Here is a 16,915-nt window from a genome sequence, read left to right as displayed (position 1 = left end):
GCCGGACCCGACCAGCGAAGGAGGCGGTCACCGTGACCGTGCCGCAGCCGCCGGGGCCGCCGGGCCCCACGCACCCCGACCCCGTCCCGCCCACCCCGGGACCGGGCCCCGGCCCGCCGGGCCCGACCCCCGGACCGACGCCCGGCCCCGCCCCCGCCCCCGGCCCCGACCCGGTGCCAGGCCCCGTCCCGACCCCCGAGCCCGACCCCATCCCGCCCCACCCGGCCCCGCCGACGCCGGGCCCCGCACCGGGCCCGCTGCCCGACCCGCTGCCCGCCCCGCACACCCGTCCGCCGGGCGGCTGACGGACGCCGCCCACCGGGCCGCCGCACCCCGGCGGGCGGGCGACCGACGGCACGGCGCCGGCCATCGGCCGCGCCGTCGTCGCCCCCGCGCGCACCCTTCCGCATTTCTGCAACGCGTTCTACTCTGCTGCCGATCCAGATCCGGTAACCGACGACCCGTCAGAAATCAGGCGGCGCAGGGCCGGAGACCGGGAGCGGACGAACTGGAGGGGCCGTGCACCTCGAATACACCCCCGAGCAGCAGCGGTTGCGCGCCGAACTGCGGACGTACTTCGCCGGGCTCGTGCCGGACAACGCCTACGCCCGCCACTTCGACCCCGCCGCCCAGAAACGGTTCTACCGCGACACCGTGCGGCGCCTGGGCGGCGACGGCTGGCTCGGGGTCGGCTGGCCCGTCGAGTACGGCGGCCGTGGCATGTCGCCGATGGAACAGTTCATCTTCTTCGACGAGGCAGCGCAGGCCGGAGTGCCGCTGCCGCTGATGGCGCTCAACACCGTCGGCCCGACGATCATGCAGTTCGGCACGGACGAACAGAAGGCGTACTTCCTGCCCCGCATCCTCTCCGGCGAGATCGACTTCGCCATCGGCTACAGCGAACCCGACGCCGGCACCGACCTCGCCGCCCTCAAGACCCGCGCACGGCGCGTGGGGGACGAGGAGAGCGGCCACTACCTCGTCAACGGGCAGAAGATCTGGACCACCAACGGTGACACCGCGGACTGGGTATGGCTCGCCGTACGCACCACGGAGCCCGCGGACGGCGTCCCGCCGCACAAGGGCATCACCATGCTGCTGGTGCCGACGTCGGACCCCGGCTACTCCTGCACCCTCATCAACACCCTCGCCTCGCACGACACCACGGCCAGCCACTACGAGAACATCACCGTCCCGGCCTCCCGCCGCGTCGGCGCGGAGAACAAGGGCTGGCGGATCATCACCAACCAGCTCAACCACGAGCGGGTCACCCTCGCCGCGCACGGCACGATGGCCATCCGCGCCCTGCACGACGTCCAGCGCTGGGCGGCGGCGACGACCCTCGCCGACGGCCGCCGGGTCATCGACATCGGCTGGGTCCGCGGCCGGCTGGCCCGCACCCACACCGTCCTCGACGCCATGAAACTGCTCAACTGGCAGATGGTCGACGCGCTCCAGCAGGGCACGCTCACCCCGCAGGACGCGTCGGCGGTCAAGGTCCACGGCTCCGAGGCCCGCCGTGACGCCTACGCCTGGCTGATGGAAGTCGTCGGCGCGGCCGGACCGCTCAAGGAGGGCTCGGCCGGCGCGGTGCTCCACGGCGAACTGGAGCGCGGCTACCGCTCCGCCGTCATCTTCACCTTCGGCGGCGGCAACAACGAGATCCAGCGCGAGATCATCTCCTGGATCGGCCTGGGGATGCCGCGCGTACGGCGGTGACCGGGCGCGCCGCCCGCCCGGTGCCCTACAAGCCCCGCCGCTCCGCCGCCATACTGGACGGGCAGGGCACGCAGGGGGAGCTGCGCGGTGGACAGCGCGGACGGGGGCGGTGGCGGACGATGGCGGACAGTGAGCTGATGCACGGGCGCTACCGGCTGCTCGACAGGATCGGGCGCGGCGGCATGGGGGAGGTGTGGCGGGCGCGGGACACCTCGCTCGGGCGTCATGTGGCCGTCAAGTGCCTCAAGCCGCTCGGCAGCCGGCGCGATCCGAAGACGCTGCGGGTGCTGCGCGAGAGGTTCCGCCGCGAGGCGCGGGTCGCCGCCGCGCTCCAGCACCGCGGGATCACCGTCGTCCACGACTTCGGTGAGGACGACGGCACCCTCTTCCTCGTCATGGAACTGCTCACCGGCCGCAACCTCAGCCAGCTCCTGGAGGACAACCGCCGCCACCCGCTGCCCGTCCCCGACGTCATCGACATCGCCGAACAGGTCGCCGCGGCCCTCGCCTACACCCACGAACACGCCGTCGTCCACCGCGACCTGAAACCGGCGAACATCGTCAGGACCGCCGACGGCACGGTCAAGATCTGCGACTTCGGCATCGCCAGGCTCGGCCACGACATCGGCTTCACCGCCCGGCTGACCGGCACCGGCATCGCCATGGGCACCCCGCACTACATGTCGCCCGAGCAGATCGACGCCGGAACCGTGGACCACCGCAGCGACCTGTACTCGCTGGGCTGCGTGCTCTACGAAATCGCCACCGGGGCCCCGCCGTTCGGCGATGGCGACGCCTGGGCGGTCCTCGTCGGCCACCGCGACACCGCCCCCGAACCGCCGCGCGCCCACCGGCCCGAACTGCCCGAACCGTACGAGCGGATCATGCTGGAGCTGCTCGCCAAGGACCCGGACGACCGGCCGGTGGACGCCGGTGAGCTGACCGCGCGCCTCGCGGACGCCCGCCGCGGTCACCACGGCAGGCAGCCGCGGGCGGCGCAGGACACGGTGCCGGCCGCCCGCACCCGGCGACTGCCCTCCTGGACCCGGGGGATGGGCATCGGCTCCCCGGCGGGCGGCGCGCGGTCGCCCGGACGCGGTGGCCCCGGTCCGGCCCTCGCACAGCTCACCGGCGCCTGGACGGGACCGCCGTCCCGCGGATCCGGGACACCGCCGGCCGGTCCGCCGCCGCAGGCCGCGTCCGCCGACACCATCGCCGGGCTCGGCGAGCGGCACGACGCGGGCATCGGCCTCGGCCGCCTGGGCCGCTGGGACGAGGCCGCCGCCGTGCACCGCGCGGTCGCCGATGAACGCGCCTGGCTCCTCGGGCCCGACCACCCCGACACCCTCGAAGCCCGGCGCCGTACTGCCGAGGCCCTGGCCCGGCTCGGCCGGCACTTCGAGGCGCACCAGATCCTCGCGGCGGTGCTGGCCGGACTCCGCAGGGCGCGGGGCGACGACCACCCCGGCACCCTCAGCTGCCGTCACGACCTCGCGGTCGGCCTGGGCCGGCTCGGCCGCCTGGAGGACGCGTACCGCACGGCCCGCGAGGTGGCGGGTGCGCGGGCCGCGGTGCTGGGCGAGCGGCATCCCGACACGTTGTGCAGCCGCGGCGAAGCCGCCTGCCTGGCGGGCCGTCTCGGCCGGTGGACGGAGGCGCTGGGGGAGTACCGGAAGATCGCCGACGCGCGGGCGGCGGCCTGCGGCGCCGACCACCCCGACACGCTCGCCGCCCGCTCCGACGTCGCCCTCACCCTGGGCAGGCTCGGCCGCGCGGCCGATGCGCTGGCAGCCCACCGCGAGCTGGTCGCGGGCCACACCCGGACGCACGGCCCCGACGCGGCCGTGACGCTCAGGGCCCGGCACGGCCTGGGTGTGGCCATGGGCCGCCTGGGCCGCTGGGAGGAAGCGCTCGCCGAGGCCGGGGAGGTGGCCGCGCGACGCGCCGCCACGCTCGGCTCCGGCCACCCCGACACCCTGGTCAGCCTGCGCGAGCGGGCGGTGGCGCTGGGCTGGCTCGGCCGCTGGGACGAGGCGCTCGGCCTGTACCACGAGGTCGCGGACGTCAGGGAACGGGAGTGGGGCCCGGCCCATGCCGACACCTTCGCCGCCCGCGCCGACGAGGCCCAGTGCCTGGAGCGGCTGGGCAGGACCGCCGAGGCCGTCGCCCTCCACCGCCGGGCCGTCGCGCTCCGCAGGGCAGGCGCGGAGCACCGGGAGCCCGCGGACCGGCCGTGGTGAGGCGGCCCCGGCGGCGACGGCAGGTCAGCCGTACGGTCAGCGCGCGGTGACGCGGTAGAGCACCGTGGCGTGCGGCGGGATGTCCTTCGCGGCGACGGCGCCGCGGCTGTGGGTGGTGCGTCCGGTGGTCAGGTCGCGCAGGCGGTAGGAGGCGGCGGGCGGCAGCCCGGCGGCGCTCGCGGTGGTGGACACCGTCCGCGGGACGTCCCCCGAGTTGAACAGCGCCACCGCACGGTCGCCGTTCCTCAGCTCCTTCGACAGCACCGCCGATTCCGCGTCGCGGTGCACCAGCACGCCCTGGACACCGAGCGGGTCCTGGTCGACGGCGATGATCTCCCGGTTGCCGAGCACGTCGAGTGCTGCGGGGGAGAGCCTGGTCAGGTCGGTGCTGGAGATCAGCGGCGCGGCCATCGTCGCCCAGAGCGCCATCTGGCTGTGGATCTCCGCCGGCGTCAGGCCCGAGTCGCCGGCCAGCAGGTAGTCGGGGTCGTTCCAGCGGCCGGGCTTCTGGAGGCCGGACAGCCGGGCGTTGTAGTCGAAGTTGTAGAGGACCGACGACCACTTCGCCGCCGGCGCGTGCTTCTCCAGGGCGATGTCGCGGCCCTCACGCCAGAGGTTGCCGACCTCGCCCGACCAGCCGATGACCTGGTGCCAGGTCCGCTCGTCGTCGTACTGGAAGTAGGCGGGAGCGGACACCGAGAAGGTGATGGGGCGGCCGGTGTCGCGCAGTGCCCGGCTCATCAGGCCGTAGGCGTCGCGGTAGGTCTGCTCCTTGGTGAGCCCCTGCCGGGTGGGCAGGTTGCAGCCGTCGAACTTGAGGTAGTCGACCTTCCAGCGGGCGAACAGCTCGGCGTCCTGCCGGTAGTGGCCCAGGCTGCCGGGGTACTTCTCGCAGGTGGCCGTCCCCGCGTCCTCGTAGATGCCGAACCGCAGCCCCATGGCGTGCAGTTGGCGGCCGATGTACGCCATGCCGCGCGGGAACTTCACCGGGTCGGCCACCAGCTCGCCCCGCGGCCCGCGCTGCTTGGTCATCCAGCAGTCGTCGACGGTGACGGTGTCGTACCCCTTCTTCGCCAGGCCGCTGCGCACCAGCGCCCTGGCGTTGCCGAGTACGGTCTTCTCGTTGATGTCGCACATGTAGTACGACCAGTTGTTCCAGCCCATCGGCGGGGTCGGGGCCAGGTTCGGATAGCGTCCTGCGGCCTGCCGGGCGCCGGACTTCCCGGGGGAGTCCGGTGTGGCGGAAGCCGGCTCCGATGCCGCGAGCAGGGCCGCCGTGCAGGCGGCTGCGGCGGTCAGTCCGGCGAGGGTACGGCCGATGCGGGAAACCGGAAGAGGGGGCACGGGTCACCTCAAGGGGTGTGCGGAGCGCGGCTCCTGGACGGGTGAGGTCCGGGTCCGCACCCGGCGGGGCGGGCTCGGACCCCACTCATCCAGGAGCCGCCCCCGTCCGGTCAAGACGCCCCGCTGGCATGGGGCGAGGATTCAGCCGCCTGCGCCTGGCGGCCGTGAACACCGCGTGCTACCAAGAGGGATGCCGCAACGGACTTCGTATGACGTGGTCATCGTCGGTGGCGGGCACAACGGACTGGTGGCCGCCGCCTATCTCGCACGCGCCGGACGCAGCGTGCTGGTGCTGGAGCGGCTGGACCACACCGGTGGTGCCGCCGTGTCGACCCGGGCGTTCGCCGGGGTGGACGCCCGGCTGTCCCGCTACTCCTACCTCGTGAGCCTGCTGCCGCCGAAGATCGTGCAGGACCTCGGGCTGCGCTTCGCGGTCCGTACCCGTCCCGTCTCCTCCTACACCCCCACGCTGCGCGACGGGCGGCCGACCGGCCTCCTGGTCGGCCACGGCCCAGACCGTACCCGCAGGTCGTTCGCCGAACTCACCGGATCCGACGCGGAGTTCACCGCCTGGCAGCGCTTCCACGCGGCCACCGGCCGGGTCGCGCGGCGGGTCTTCCCGACCCTCACCCAGCCGCTGCCCGACCGGGCCGCGCTGCGCGCCAGGGTCGATGACGACGCCACGTGGGAGGCGTTGTTCGAGCGTCCGCTCGGGGAGGCGGTCGAAGCGGCCTTCGCCGACGACCTGGTGCGCGGCGTGGTCCTCACCGACGCCCTGATCGGCACCTTCGCCACCGCGCACGACCCGTCGCTGCGGCAGAACCGCTGCTTCCTCTACCACGTCATCGGCGGCGGCACCGGCAGTTGGGACGTGCCGATCGGCGGGATGGGCGCGCTCACCGACGCGCTGGCCGACGCCGCCCGCCGGGCCGGCGCCGAGATCGTCACCCGCTGCCGGGTCACGGCCCTGGCGGCTTCCGCCAAGGGCGCCGAAGTGACCTGCGAAGCGGGCACCGTCGGGGCCCGGCGGGTGCTGGTCAACGCCGCGCCACGGGAGCTGGCCAGGCTGCTGGGCGAGCGCCCGCCGCCCGCGGCGGAAGGCGCCCAGCTCAAGGTCAACATGCTGCTGACCCGGCTGCCGCGGCTGCGGGACACCCGCGTCGACGCGCGCGACGCGTTCTCCGGCACCTTCCATGTCGCCGAGGGATACGGCCAGTTGGAGACCGCCCACCGGCAGGCCGCGGCCGGCCGGCTGCCCGCGGCGCCGCCGTCGGAGCTGTACTGCCACTCGCTGACCGACCCCTCGATCCTCGGCGCCGACCTGGTCCGCCGGGGCTACCAGACGCTCACCCTCTTCGGGCTGCACACCCCGGCCCGGCTGTTCGCGGGCGACACCCCCCAGCGCGCGGACACCCGGGACCTGCTGCTCGCCGCCACCCTCGCCGAACTCGACCGTCACTTGGCCGAACCGCTCGCCGACTGCCTCGCCCGCGACGCCGAAGGCCGTCCGTGCATCGAGGCCCGCAGCCCCCTCGACCTGGACCGCGAACTGGGCCTGCCGGACGGCAACATCTTCCACCGCGAGCTGGCCTTCCCGTACGCGGACCCGGAGGACGGGGCCGCCGCCACCGCCGCCGGACGCTGGGGCGTGGCGACCGGGCATCCGAACGTCCTGCTCTGCGGGGCGGGCGCGGTGCGCGGCGGCGGAGTGAGCGGCATCCCCGGGCACAACGCGGCGATGGCGGTGCTGGAGGACGGGTGAGGGGCGGGCCGTCGGCTGCGTCGGCCACCGCCGGCCGTCCGCCCGAAAACTGACGCAGCATCAGAAAACCTCTTCCCTGATACGGCACGCTGCGGCATCCTGCGCCCATGCAGACGGAGCTGAGCACCACGCTGGGCGTCGAGCACGCCGTCTTCGGATTCACCCCGTTCCCCGCGGTCGCCGCCGCGATCACCCGGGCCGGCGGCTTCGGCGTACTGGGCGCCGTCCGCTACACCGCCCCCGACGAACTCGCCCGCGACCTGGACTGGATGCAGCAGCACACCGAAGGGCTGCCGTACGGGCTCGACGTGGTGATGCCTGCCAAGAAGGTCGAAGGGGTCAGCGAGGCCGACGTCGAGGCGATGATCCCGGACGGGCACCGCCGCTACGCCGCCGAGATCCTCGCCAAGCACCACGTCCCGCCGCTCGCCGCGGGCGAGGCGTCCGGCTGGCGGATCACCGGCTGGATGGAGGAGGTCGCCCGCAACCAGCTCGACGTGGCCTTCGACTACCCGATCGCCCTCCTCGCCAACGCACTCGGCTCGCCGCCGCCCGACGTCATCGCCCGCGCCCACGACCACGGCGTCCGCGTCGCCGCGCTGGCCGGCAGCCCCCGGCACGCCCGCCACCACAAGGCCGCCGGCATCGACATCGTCGTCGCCCAGGGCTACGAGGCGGGCGGGCACACCGGCGAGATCGCCACCATGGTCCTCACCCCCGAGGTCGTCGCGGCCGTGGACCCGCTGCCGGTGCTGGCGGCCGGTGGGATCGGCACCGGTGAGCAGATCGCGGCCGGACTCGCGCTCGGCGCCCAGGGCGTCTGGCTCGGCTCGCTCTGGCTGACCTGCGAGGAGGCCGAACTGCACTCCCGCAGGCTCACCGCCAAGCTCCTTGCCGCAGGTCCGGGCGACACCGTCCGCTCCCGCGCGCTGACCGGCAAACCCGCCCGCCAGCTGCGCACCGAATGGACCGACGCCTGGGACGACCCGAACGGCCCGGGGCCCCTCCCGATGCCGCTCCAGGGCCTCCTGGTGGCCGAGGCCAACTCCCGTATCCAGCGCCACGAGGTCGAGCCGCTGCTGGGTACCCCGGTCGGCCAGATCGTCGGCCGGATGAACAGCGAACGCAGCGTGCAGGCCGTCTTCGACGAGCTCACCCGCGGCTTCGAGCGGGCCATCGACCGCATCAACCGCATCGCGGGACGCGCCTGACCCCTGGATGACGAAGCCCAGCTCCCGAGGAGGAAGCGCCATGACGGACAACTCCGCACCGCCGCCCGGCTTCTGGGCGCAGGCCGCGGCCGACCCGGACCGCACCGTGCTGATCGCCCCGGACGGCGAGGAGTGGACCGCGGGACGGCTGCACGCCGCGAGCAACCAACTGGTCCACGGGCTGCGCGCGGCGGGCCTGGAACGCGGCGACGCCTTCGCCGCCGTGCTGCCCAACGGCGTGGAGTTCTTCACCGCCTACCTCGCCGCGTCCCAGGCCGGCCTCTACCTGGTGCCCGTCAACCACCACCTCGTCGGCCCGGAGATCGCCTGGATCGTCGCCGACTCCGGCGCCAAGGTGCTGATCGCCCACGAGCGGTTCGCCGAAGCGGCCGGGGCCGCCGCCGACGAGGCCGGTCTTCCGGCCACCCACCGCTACGCCGTCGGGCACATCGACGGCTTCCGGCCCTACCGCGGGCTCCTCGAAGGACAGCCCCCCTCGCCCCCGGATGAGCGCACCCTCGGCTGGGTCATGAACTACACATCGGGCACCACCGGACGCCCCCGCGGCATCCGCCGCCCGCTGCCCGGCATCCGGCCCGAGGAATCCCACCTCGGCGGCTTCCTCGGCATCTTCGGCATCCGCCCCTTCGATGACAACGTCCACCTCGTCTGCTCGCCGCTCTACCACACCGCCGTGCTCCAATTCGCTGGCGCTTCCCTGCACATCGGGCACCGGCTGGTCCTGATGGACCGCTGGACGCCCCAGGAGATGCTCCGCCTGATCGACGCGCACCGGTGCACCCACACCCACATGGTCCCCACCCAGTTCCACCGGCTGCTCGCCCTCCCGCAGGAGACCAGGGACGGCTACGACGTGACCTCCATGCGGCACGCCATCCACGGGGCGGCGCCCTGCCCCGACCACGTGAAGCGCGCCATGATCGACTGGTGGGGCGACTGCGTCGAGGAGTACTACGCGGCGAGCGAGGGCGGCGGCGCCTTCGCCACCGCGGCCGACTGGCTCCGCAAACCCGGCACGGTCGGCAGGGCCTGGCCGATCAGCGAACTGGCTGTCTTCGACGACGAAGGCAACCGGCTGCCCGCGGGCGAACTCGGCACCGTCTACATGAAGATGAGCACCGGCGGCTTCAGCTACCACAAGGACGAGGGGAAGACCCGCAAGAACCGGATCGGCGACTTCTTCACCGTCGGCGACCTCGGCTTTCTCGACGAGGACGGCTACCTCTTCCTCCGCGACCGCAAGATCGACATGATCATCTCGGGCGGGGTCAACATCTACCCCGCCGAGATCGAGTCCGCCCTGCTCGGCCACCCCGCCGTCGCCGACGCCGCGGTCTTCGGCATCCCGCACGACGACTGGGGCGAGGAGGTCAAGGCCGTCGTCGAGGCCACCGAAGGACACCGCGCGGGCCCCGAACTGGCCGCTGACCTCCTCGCGTTCTGCGCCCGGCACCTGGCCGGCTACAAACGCCCCAAATCCGTCGACTTCATCGCCACCATGCCGCGCGACCCCAATGGCAAGCTCTACAAGCGCCGGCTGCGCGCACCGTACTGGGAGGACCGCGAGCGCGCCGTGTAGGCGACGGGCCCCTCCGTGCGTCACGCGCCGCCCCGTGCCGGTCCCTTGACCCGGCACAGGGCACGTCCGAGGATCACGCCATGACGCGAGCGCGGAGCAATACGGTCGACGGAGTGCTGCGGCGCAGCGCGCGGCGGGTGCCGGGGCGGACGGCGGTGCGGTACGCCGACCGGGCCTGGACCTACCGGGAGCTGGACCGCGCGGTGACCGCGGCGGCGCGGGTGCTGCGCGGCGCCGGACTCGCCGCGGGCGACCGGGTCGCCGCCTACGGACACAACTCCGACGCCTACCTCATCGGCTTCCTGGCCTGCGCCCGCGCCGGTCTCGTCCACGTCCCCGTCAACCACGCCCTCACCGGCGACGACCTGCGCTACCTCCTGGACCAGTCCGGCAGCGCCCTGGTCCTGACCGACCCGGGGCAGGCGCACCACCTGCCGCCGTCGCTCCCCGCCATGCCGCTGCGCGACGCGCCCGGCGCGCTGCTGGAACGGATCCGCGCGGCGCAGGCGGCGGACGCGGCAGAGCCGGACGAGACGGCCGACGTGCCCGACGACGCACTCGTCCAGCTCCTCTACACCTCAGGAACCACCGCGCTCCCCAAGGGCGCGATGATGACGCACCGCGCGCTGGTCCACGAGTACACCAGTGCCGTCGTCGCCCTGGACCTCAAGGAGACCGACCGGCCGCTGCACGCCCTGCCTCTGTACCACTCCGCGCAGCTGCACGTCTTCCTGCTGCCCTACCTGGCGGTGGGCGCGGAGAACACGATCGTCGACGGGCCCGATCCACGGCAGATCTTCGACCTGGTGGAGGCGGGCCGGGCCGACAGCCTCTTCGCGCCGCCGACGGTATGGATCGCGCTGGCGAACCACCCGGAGTTCGGCGACCGGGATCTGGGCGCGCTGCGCAAGGCGTACTACGGCGCCTCGGTCATGCCGGTGCCGGTCCTGGAACGGCTGCGGGCCCGCCTGCCGGGACTCGCCTTCCACAACTGCTTCGGCCAGAGCGAGATCGGCCCGCTGGCCACCGTCCTCGGTCCCGACGAGCACGAGGGGCGGATGGATTCCTGCGGGCGTCCGGTGCTGTTCGTGGAGGCCCGCGTGGTGGACGAGGCGGGCGCCGAGGTGCCCGACGGCGAGCGCGGTGAGATCGTCTACCGCTCGCCCCAGCTGTGCACCGGCTACTGGGACAAGCCGCAGGAGACCGCCGCGGCATTCCGGAACGGCTGGTTCCACTCCGGCGATCTGGCGGTACGCGACGCCGACGGCTATTTCACCGTCGTCGACCGGGTCAAGGACGTCATCAACTCCGGCGGAGTGCTGGTCGCCTCGCGCCAGGTGGAGGACGTGCTGTATGCGCACCCCGAGGTGGCGGAGGTCGCGGTCATCGGGCTGCCCGACGACCGCTGGATCGAGGCGGTGACCGCCGTCGTCGTCCGGCGCACCCCGGCAGCCGACGGCCCGGAGGCGACGGGCCCGGTGGGGGAGCAGGAGCTGATCGACGCCGCGCGGGCCCGGCTCGCGGCCTTCAAGGCACCCAAACGGATCCTGTTCGTGGACGCACTGCCGCGCAACGCCAGCGGCAAGGTGCTCAAGCGCGAGCTGCGCGCCCGCTTCGCCGACGGCTGAGCCCATAGGGCGGGGCCGAGGGCCGGGGCCGATGGCCGGGGTCGGCCGCGCGGGGCCGCGCCGCCCGGACAGCCGCGGTGCCGGGTGTACGGAGAGCGACTGTCAGTGCCCCCTGGCATGCTGAGAAATGGCCGGAACCCGCGCCGACGATAACTCTGTGTCACTGTCGGCCGGTTCGGCTGCACCACCGTTGGCAGCTCTCCGCGGGTCCGGACGGCACCACCCCGGCCCCGTACCGCACAGCGCCCCGCGCAGGACGAAGGACACCGGAGGACCACCCATGCTCACCACCGACTACGTACCGGGCACACCGAACTGGCTCGACCTCGGCGCCCCCGACACCGAGGCCGCGGCCGGCTTCTACACCACCGTCTTCGGCTGGACCTTCCAGTCGGCGGGCCCGGACGCCGGCGGCTACGGCTTCTTCCAGCTCAACGGCAGGACCGTCGGCGGCATCGGCCCGCTCACGGAGACCGGCGCGTCCTCCGCCTGGACGGTGTACTTCCAGACCCCGGACGCGGACGCCACCCGCAAGAGCGTCGAGCAGGCAGGCGGTTCGGTCCGCGTCCCGCCGCAGGACGTCTTCACCGCGGGCCGGATGGCGGCCTTCACGGACTCCACAGGCGCCGACTTCGGCGTCTGGCAGCCCGGCGACGTCCAGGGCCTGGAGACGGTGTCGGAGGCCAACTCCCTGTGCTGGACGGAGCTTTACACCACCGACGCCGACGCGGCGAAGTCCTTCTACCGCTCGGTGTTCTCCTGGGACGCGCAGGACATGCCGATGGGCGACGGCATCGTCTACAGCGTCGTCTCCTCGCCGGGCGGCGGCAAGAGCGATGACACCGGCCAGGGCGGCATCATGCAACTCCCCCAGGAGAACCGGGACGCCGGCTCGACACCCGAGTGGCACCCGTACTTCGGCGTCACCGACTGCGACGCCACCTTCACCACAGCCACCGGCGGCGGCGCGACGGTCCTGATGGCGCCGTCCGACGTCCCTGGTGTCGGCCGGATCGCCGCGCTCAAGGACCCGGCGGGAGCCCCGTTCTCCCTGATCACGGGCGACCCGTCCTGACATGGGCAGGACCGGAGGGGGCGGACCGACTCCTCGGTGGCCACCGGCCGTTCCGTGGTGCAGGAGAGCCGGATGATCAGCGCGTGGCGAACAGACGAGCGGCATGAGGCGGACGGCCCGCGGGTACGCCGAGCCCATGAGCGATGTACGGAACGTGCAGGTGGGCGAGGTGCGGCTGGCATACCGGGTGTGGGGCGACGAAGCGGCGCCCCCCGCCGTGCTGCTGCACTGTCTGGGGGAGGACGGCGAGGACTGGCGCGGCGTGGTCGGGCGGCTGGCGGGCACCCACCGCGTCTACGCCCCCGACCAGCGTGGCCACGGCGCCAGCGACTGGCCGGGCGAGTACGGCTTCGCCCGCTGGCGGGACGACGCGATCGGCTTCCTGGAGGCGCTCGGCCTGGAACGGGTGGTGCTGATCGGCCACTCGCTGGGCGCGGTCGCCGCGCTGCTGCTGGCCTCCGAACGCCCCGATCTGGTGGCGCGGCTGGTCCTGGAGGAAGCCGCGCCCCCGCTGCCCGCCGACCCGCCGCAGGACGCCCCCGAACCGCCGCCGGGACCGGCGTTCTTCGACTGGCGCGCCAAGATCGCGGTGGTGGCGGAGCGCAACGCCCCCGACCCGCTGTGGTGGGAGGCTCTGGCGCGGATCACCGCGCCCACCCTGGTCATCGGCGGCGGTCCGGCCAGCCACATCCCGCAGCACCACCTGGCAGCCATGGCCACGCGGATCCCCGACGCCAGGCTGGTGACCGTGCCGGGCGCGGGCCACCTCGTCCACGAAGAGCGCCCGCACGAATTCCTCGACGTGGTCGGCTCGTTCCTGTCCCGGCAGGGGTAGGGCGCACCGGCTCCCCCGTCCGCCCGCCGCGCCCGTCCGCCCGCCGCGCCCGGCCGGTCTCACTCCGGCCGGGTCGCGCTGCCGAGCAGGGCCACGGCCGGGAGCGCCACGAAGCCGTCGCCGACCGCGTGGGCGGCCACCTTCCGGTCGTACGTCCGGCGCACGGCCGCCAGCGAGCCGGGGTCGAGCCGGGAGACGACGGCGCCGGTCAGCGGGGTGCCGTCGGTGACGTCCGACCACCACTGGCCGGGGTCGACGCGGTGCAGCAGGCGAAGGGTCTCCACGTCGGCCGACGCGAAACCGGCCTCGTCCAGCAGCCGGTAGAAGGCCGTGGGCCGGTCCGGGGCCGTGGAGTCGGCCAGGAAGGGGCCGGACAGCGGCACCTCGTCCGGGTAGGGCACCCCGGACTCGGCGACGGACTCCCCGAACAGCGCCAGCGCCCGCATCGCCTCCTTCTCCCAGCAGGTCAGCGCCAGCCGCCCGCCCGGTGCCAGGACCCGGCGGATCTCCGCGAGCCCGGCGGCCGGATCGCCCAGGTGGTTGATGACGAAGTTGCCGACCAGTGCGGTGAACTCGCCGTCGGCGAAGGGGAGTTCGTCCAGGAGGGCGGTGCGGACGGCGAGGCCGGGGTGCGTGCGCGCCGCGAGAGCGGCCATCTCGGGTGAGGCGTCCACCGCGGTCACCTCGGCGCCCCGCCGCAGGGCCGCGGCGGACACTGTCCCCGGCCCGCAGCCCACGTCCAGGACGCGGCTGCCCGCGCCGACACCCGCGGCGTCGAGGAGCGGTTCGACGAAGCGGGCGGCCAGCCGCCCGAAGCCGTCGCGGTAGGCATCGGCGCGGCCCTGCCAGCCGGTCCGCTCGAAGCGGTCGAACGATTCCGCGTCCCAGGTCACAGCCGGCCCTGCCTCTCGTAGCTGATCTCCCATGGTGCCAGAGGCGGTTGGCGGATCCGGGCGGGTCGGGCCCCGCCCTGCCGGTACGGTCGGGCGGAGTATTCCGGTTCGAGAAGGGCTGACCGTGCACCTGACCACTTTGCCGCGCCGCCTGCTGGCCGCCGGCGCCGCAGCGACCGTCCTGTTCACCGCGACCGCCGCCGCCACGGGCACCGCGGCGGCGGCCCCGTCGCCCGCCCCGGCGGCCCACCCGGCGCCCGCCGCGCACTCCTCCTACGCCGCGCTGCGACCGCTCGCCGCGCTGTCGGCCGAGCGGGACGCGGTCGGTGATCTGGTGGCCGCCGCCAAGTGGGGCACCGGCGGGCCCATCGACGATCCGGCCCGTGAGCAGCAGGTGCTGGACGCGGTGGCGGCGCAGGCGCGGCAGCTGGGTGCTGACCCCGCGGCCACGAAGCGGATCTTCCGGGACCAGATCGAGGCGAGCAAGGTCGTCCAGCGGGAGCTGCACCGCAGGTGGACGGCCGATCCCGGGCAGGTGCCGGCCGAGCGCCCGGACCTGAACGAGGTCCGCGAGAAGATCAACCGCATCAACACCGGTCTGGTGCGGGCCATCGCCGCATCGGACGCCGCACGCTCGGCGCCGCAGTGTCCGGTGGCGCTGGGCGCGGCAGCCGGGCAGGTGTGGCATGCGCAGCGGCTCGATGCGCTGCACACCGCCGCGCTGGCCCGCGCCCTGCGGTCGGTGTGCGGCGGCTGATCCACCGCCGGCGCGGCGGGGACGCACGCCCGGACTCCGTGAACTCCCGCCCTCGGCACGCCCGTTAGGCCCCGTCGCGCACGCCGGGGCGGCCCGCTCACCCTTCCCGGGTGCGCATGCCGGAGGCCCCGCTCACCCTTCCCGGGTGCCCGCCGCGACCGCCTTCGCCCAGCGGTAGTCCGCCTTGCCGCTGGGCGAGCGCTGGATGTGCCGGGTGAGCACGAGGGCGCGCGGCACCTTGTACCCGGCCAGCCGGGTGCGGCAGTGGTCCTGGATCTCCGTGAGGTCCAACCGCGGTGCCCCGTCCCGCAGTTGTACGACGGCGGCCACCCGGCTGCCCCACCGCTCGTCCGGCACGCCGGCCACCAGCGCGTCGTAGACGTCGGGATGGGCCTTGAGCGCCTGCTCGACCTCCTCCGGATAGATCTTCTCGCCACCGGAGTTGATGCACTGCGAGCCCCGGCCCAGCACGGTGACGATGCCTTCCTCGTCGACGGTCGCCATGTCGCCCAGCAGCACCCACCGGTCGCCCCGCGCCTCGAAGAACGTCTCGGCGCTCTTGACCGGGTCGTTGTAGTAGCCGAGCGGCACATGGCCGCGCAGCGCGATCCGGCCCGCCTCGCCCACCGCGACCGGCGCGTGCGTCACCGGATCGACCACCGCCGTACGGTCGTTGACGTGCAGCCGGAAGCCCTTCTCCGGCCCGGAGTCGTCGGTCGCCGTGCCGTTGAAGCCGGATTCGGACGAGCCGAAGTTGTTGAGCAGCATGGCCTGCGGCACCAGCGCGGTGAACTGGGCGCGCACCGTGTCCGAGAGGATCGCGCCCGAACTGCTCACGCTGAACAGGGTGGAGCAGTCGGTGCCCTTGAGCGGCCCGCCCAGCGCGTCGGCCAGCGGGCGCAGCATCGCGTCACCGACCAGTGAGACGCAGGTGACCTGCTCCCGCTCGATGGTGCGCAGCACCTCTTCCGGTACGAACTTGCGGTGCACGACGACCTTCTGGCCGAAGTGGAAGGCGATGAGGGAGGTGAGCATGGACGTGCCGTGCATCAGCGGCGGAGTGGGGAAGAAGACCAGCCCTTCGCCGCCGGCGGCGACCCGTTCGGCCAGCTCCTGCGGCCGTTGCACCGGCTCTCCGGTCGGCGCGCCGCCGCCCGTCCCGGAGAAGAAGAGGTCTTCGTGGCGCCACATCACGCCCTTGGGCATGCCGGTGGTGCCGCCGGTGTAGATGATGATCTGGTCGTCGGCGGAGCGCGGGCCGAAGCCGCGTTCCGGCGATCCGTCCGCCTCGGCTTCGGCGAGCGGTACGGGCGCGACGGCCGGTTCCGGGGCACCGGCGGGCGGCGCGCCGACCCGCACGAGGTGGCGGAGTTCCGGCGCGCCGGTCAGGGCGGCGGCCACCCGTGCGGTGAACTCCCCGTCGAAGACGAGCCCGGCGAGGTCGGCGTCCCGGTAGAGGTACGTCAACTCCTCTTCCACGTAGCGGTAGTTGACGTTCACCGGTACCGCGCGGATCTTCAGGCAGGCGTAGAGGGCCTGGAGGTACTCGACGCCGTTGTAGAGGTGCAGTCCGACGTGGTCGCCCGGTCCGATGCCGTGTCCTGCGAGGTGGTGGGCGAGGCGGTTGGCGGCGCGGTCGAGTTCCGCGTAGGTCAGCCGGCGCTCCGCTCCGCTGCCCGGATGGTCGACGTACACCAGGGCCTCGCGATCGGGGACCGTGTCGGCGATCGATTCGAAGAGGTCGGCAAGGTTGTACTCCACGTCTCCTCCAGACCGTACCGGGCGTCGGCTCGGCGGCCATTAGAGCGCCGCGCGCAGCAGCAGGGAAGGGCCCCGGCGAAGAAAACTGAC

13 protein-coding genes are annotated in these 16,915 nt (G+C 73.8%); 10 read left to right on the top strand and 3 right to left on the bottom strand.

The genetic code is table 11. The features are described 5' to 3' along the window. Positions 1 to 32: 32 nt before the first annotated feature. From ACIBK8_RS14620 to ACIBK8_RS14610, 3 genes are all read left to right on the top strand, one after another. A complete protein-coding gene (locus ACIBK8_RS14620; protein WP_399042137.1) occupies positions 33 to 305 on the top strand; it encodes a hypothetical protein in 273 nt (90 codons plus the stop codon). Between the two features lie 214 nt (positions 306 to 519). Next, positions 520 to 1,719: an acyl-CoA dehydrogenase family protein gene (locus ACIBK8_RS14615; protein WP_399042135.1), complete on the top strand. Its 1,200-nt coding sequence runs from the start codon at positions 520 to 522 to the stop codon at positions 1,717 to 1,719. A gap of 119 nt (positions 1,720 to 1,838) precedes the next feature. Beyond that, positions 1,839 to 3,959 (top strand): tetratricopeptide repeat protein, encoded by a 2,121-nt coding sequence (locus ACIBK8_RS14610; RefSeq protein ID WP_399042134.1) that lies wholly within the window; start codon positions 1,839 to 1,841, stop codon positions 3,957 to 3,959. Positions 3,960 to 3,995: 36 nt separating this feature from the next. On the opposite strand, the gene ACIBK8_RS14605 is transcribed toward ACIBK8_RS14610, so the two are convergent. Beyond that, the gene (locus tag ACIBK8_RS14605) at positions 3,996 to 5,303 is read right to left on the bottom strand and encodes a glycoside hydrolase family 27 protein (protein WP_399042133.1); all 1,308 of its coding nucleotides are present in this window, start codon (positions 5,301 to 5,303) and stop codon (positions 3,996 to 3,998) included. Between the two features lie 190 nt (positions 5,304 to 5,493). Between ACIBK8_RS14605 and ACIBK8_RS14600 the strand changes: the two genes are divergently transcribed. The 6 genes from ACIBK8_RS14600 (at position 5,494) to ACIBK8_RS14575 (ending at position 13,414) form a co-directional block, all read left to right on the top strand. Continuing rightward, positions 5,494 to 7,065: a phytoene desaturase family protein gene (locus tag ACIBK8_RS14600; protein WP_399042132.1), complete on the top strand. Its 1,572-nt coding sequence runs from the start codon at positions 5,494 to 5,496 to the stop codon at positions 7,063 to 7,065. Positions 7,066 to 7,172: 107 nt separating this feature from the next. Next, positions 7,173 to 8,276, top strand: a complete 1,104-nt coding sequence (locus ACIBK8_RS14595; protein WP_399042130.1) for an NAD(P)H-dependent flavin oxidoreductase — start codon at positions 7,173 to 7,175, stop codon at positions 8,274 to 8,276. A gap of 40 nt (positions 8,277 to 8,316) precedes the next feature. Beyond that, entirely contained in the window at positions 8,317 to 9,876 is a 1,560-nt protein-coding gene (locus tag ACIBK8_RS14590) for an acyl-CoA synthetase (RefSeq protein ID WP_399042129.1), read from the top strand. An 80-nt stretch (positions 9,877 to 9,956) separates the two neighbouring features. After that, positions 9,957 to 11,504, top strand: coding sequence for an acyl-CoA synthetase (locus ACIBK8_RS14585; RefSeq protein WP_399042128.1), 1,548 nt, complete (start codon positions 9,957 to 9,959; stop codon positions 11,502 to 11,504). A gap of 280 nt (positions 11,505 to 11,784) precedes the next feature. Next, positions 11,785 to 12,579: a VOC family protein gene (locus ACIBK8_RS14580; RefSeq protein ID WP_399042127.1), complete on the top strand. Its 795-nt coding sequence runs from the start codon at positions 11,785 to 11,787 to the stop codon at positions 12,577 to 12,579. A gap of 136 nt (positions 12,580 to 12,715) precedes the next feature. Further along, on the top strand, positions 12,716 to 13,414 hold the full coding sequence (locus tag ACIBK8_RS14575; protein ID WP_399042126.1) for an alpha/beta fold hydrolase: 699 nt from the start codon (positions 12,716 to 12,718) through the stop codon (positions 13,412 to 13,414). 59 nt (positions 13,415 to 13,473) lie between these two features. Here the strand turns inward: ACIBK8_RS14575 and ACIBK8_RS14570 are convergent, their stop codons facing one another. Next, a complete protein-coding gene (locus tag ACIBK8_RS14570; protein WP_399042125.1) occupies positions 13,474 to 14,307 on the bottom strand; it encodes a class I SAM-dependent methyltransferase in 834 nt (277 codons plus the stop codon). Positions 14,308 to 14,431: 124 nt separating this feature from the next. Here ACIBK8_RS14570 and ACIBK8_RS14565 point away from each other — a divergent pair, with 124 nt between their 5' ends. Continuing rightward, positions 14,432 to 15,064, top strand: coding sequence for a chorismate mutase (locus tag ACIBK8_RS14565; protein WP_399042124.1), 633 nt, complete (start codon positions 14,432 to 14,434; stop codon positions 15,062 to 15,064). A 132-nt stretch (positions 15,065 to 15,196) separates the two neighbouring features. Here ACIBK8_RS14565 and ACIBK8_RS14560 read toward each other — a convergent pair whose 3' ends face one another. Next, a complete protein-coding gene (locus ACIBK8_RS14560) occupies positions 15,197 to 16,825 on the bottom strand; it encodes an acyl-CoA synthetase (protein ID WP_399042123.1) in 1,629 nt (542 codons plus the stop codon). Positions 16,826 to 16,915: the final 90 nt, after the last annotated feature.

It is taken from the genome of Streptomyces sp. NPDC050161 (assembly GCF_044460025.1).
GTDB lineage: Bacteria > Actinomycetota > Actinomycetes > Streptomycetales > Streptomycetaceae > Streptomyces.
The sequence above is the reverse complement of the archived record's forward strand: the minus strand, read 5'-3'. Positions and strand labels throughout refer to the sequence as shown.

Bases quoted from the DNA above. Each gene is read 5' to 3' on its own strand.
- ACIBK8_RS14575 (WP_399042126.1), top strand. From the start codon at position 12,716: ATGAGCGATGTACGGAACGTGCAGGTGGGCGAGGTGCGGCTGGCATAC.
- ACIBK8_RS14610 (WP_399042134.1), top strand. From the start codon at position 1,839: ATGGCGGACAGTGAGCTGATGCACGGGCGCTACCGGCTGCTCGACAGG.
- ACIBK8_RS14585 (WP_399042128.1), top strand. From the start codon at position 9,957: ATGACGCGAGCGCGGAGCAATACGGTCGACGGAGTGCTGCGGCGCAGC.
- ACIBK8_RS14590 (WP_399042129.1), top strand. From the start codon at position 8,317: ATGACGGACAACTCCGCACCGCCGCCCGGCTTCTGGGCGCAGGCCGCG.
- ACIBK8_RS14580 (WP_399042127.1), top strand. From the start codon at position 11,785: ATGCTCACCACCGACTACGTACCGGGCACACCGAACTGGCTCGACCTC.
- ACIBK8_RS14595 (WP_399042130.1), top strand. From the start codon at position 7,173: ATGCAGACGGAGCTGAGCACCACGCTGGGCGTCGAGCACGCCGTCTTC.
- ACIBK8_RS14600 (WP_399042132.1), top strand. From the start codon at position 5,494: ATGCCGCAACGGACTTCGTATGACGTGGTCATCGTCGGTGGCGGGCAC.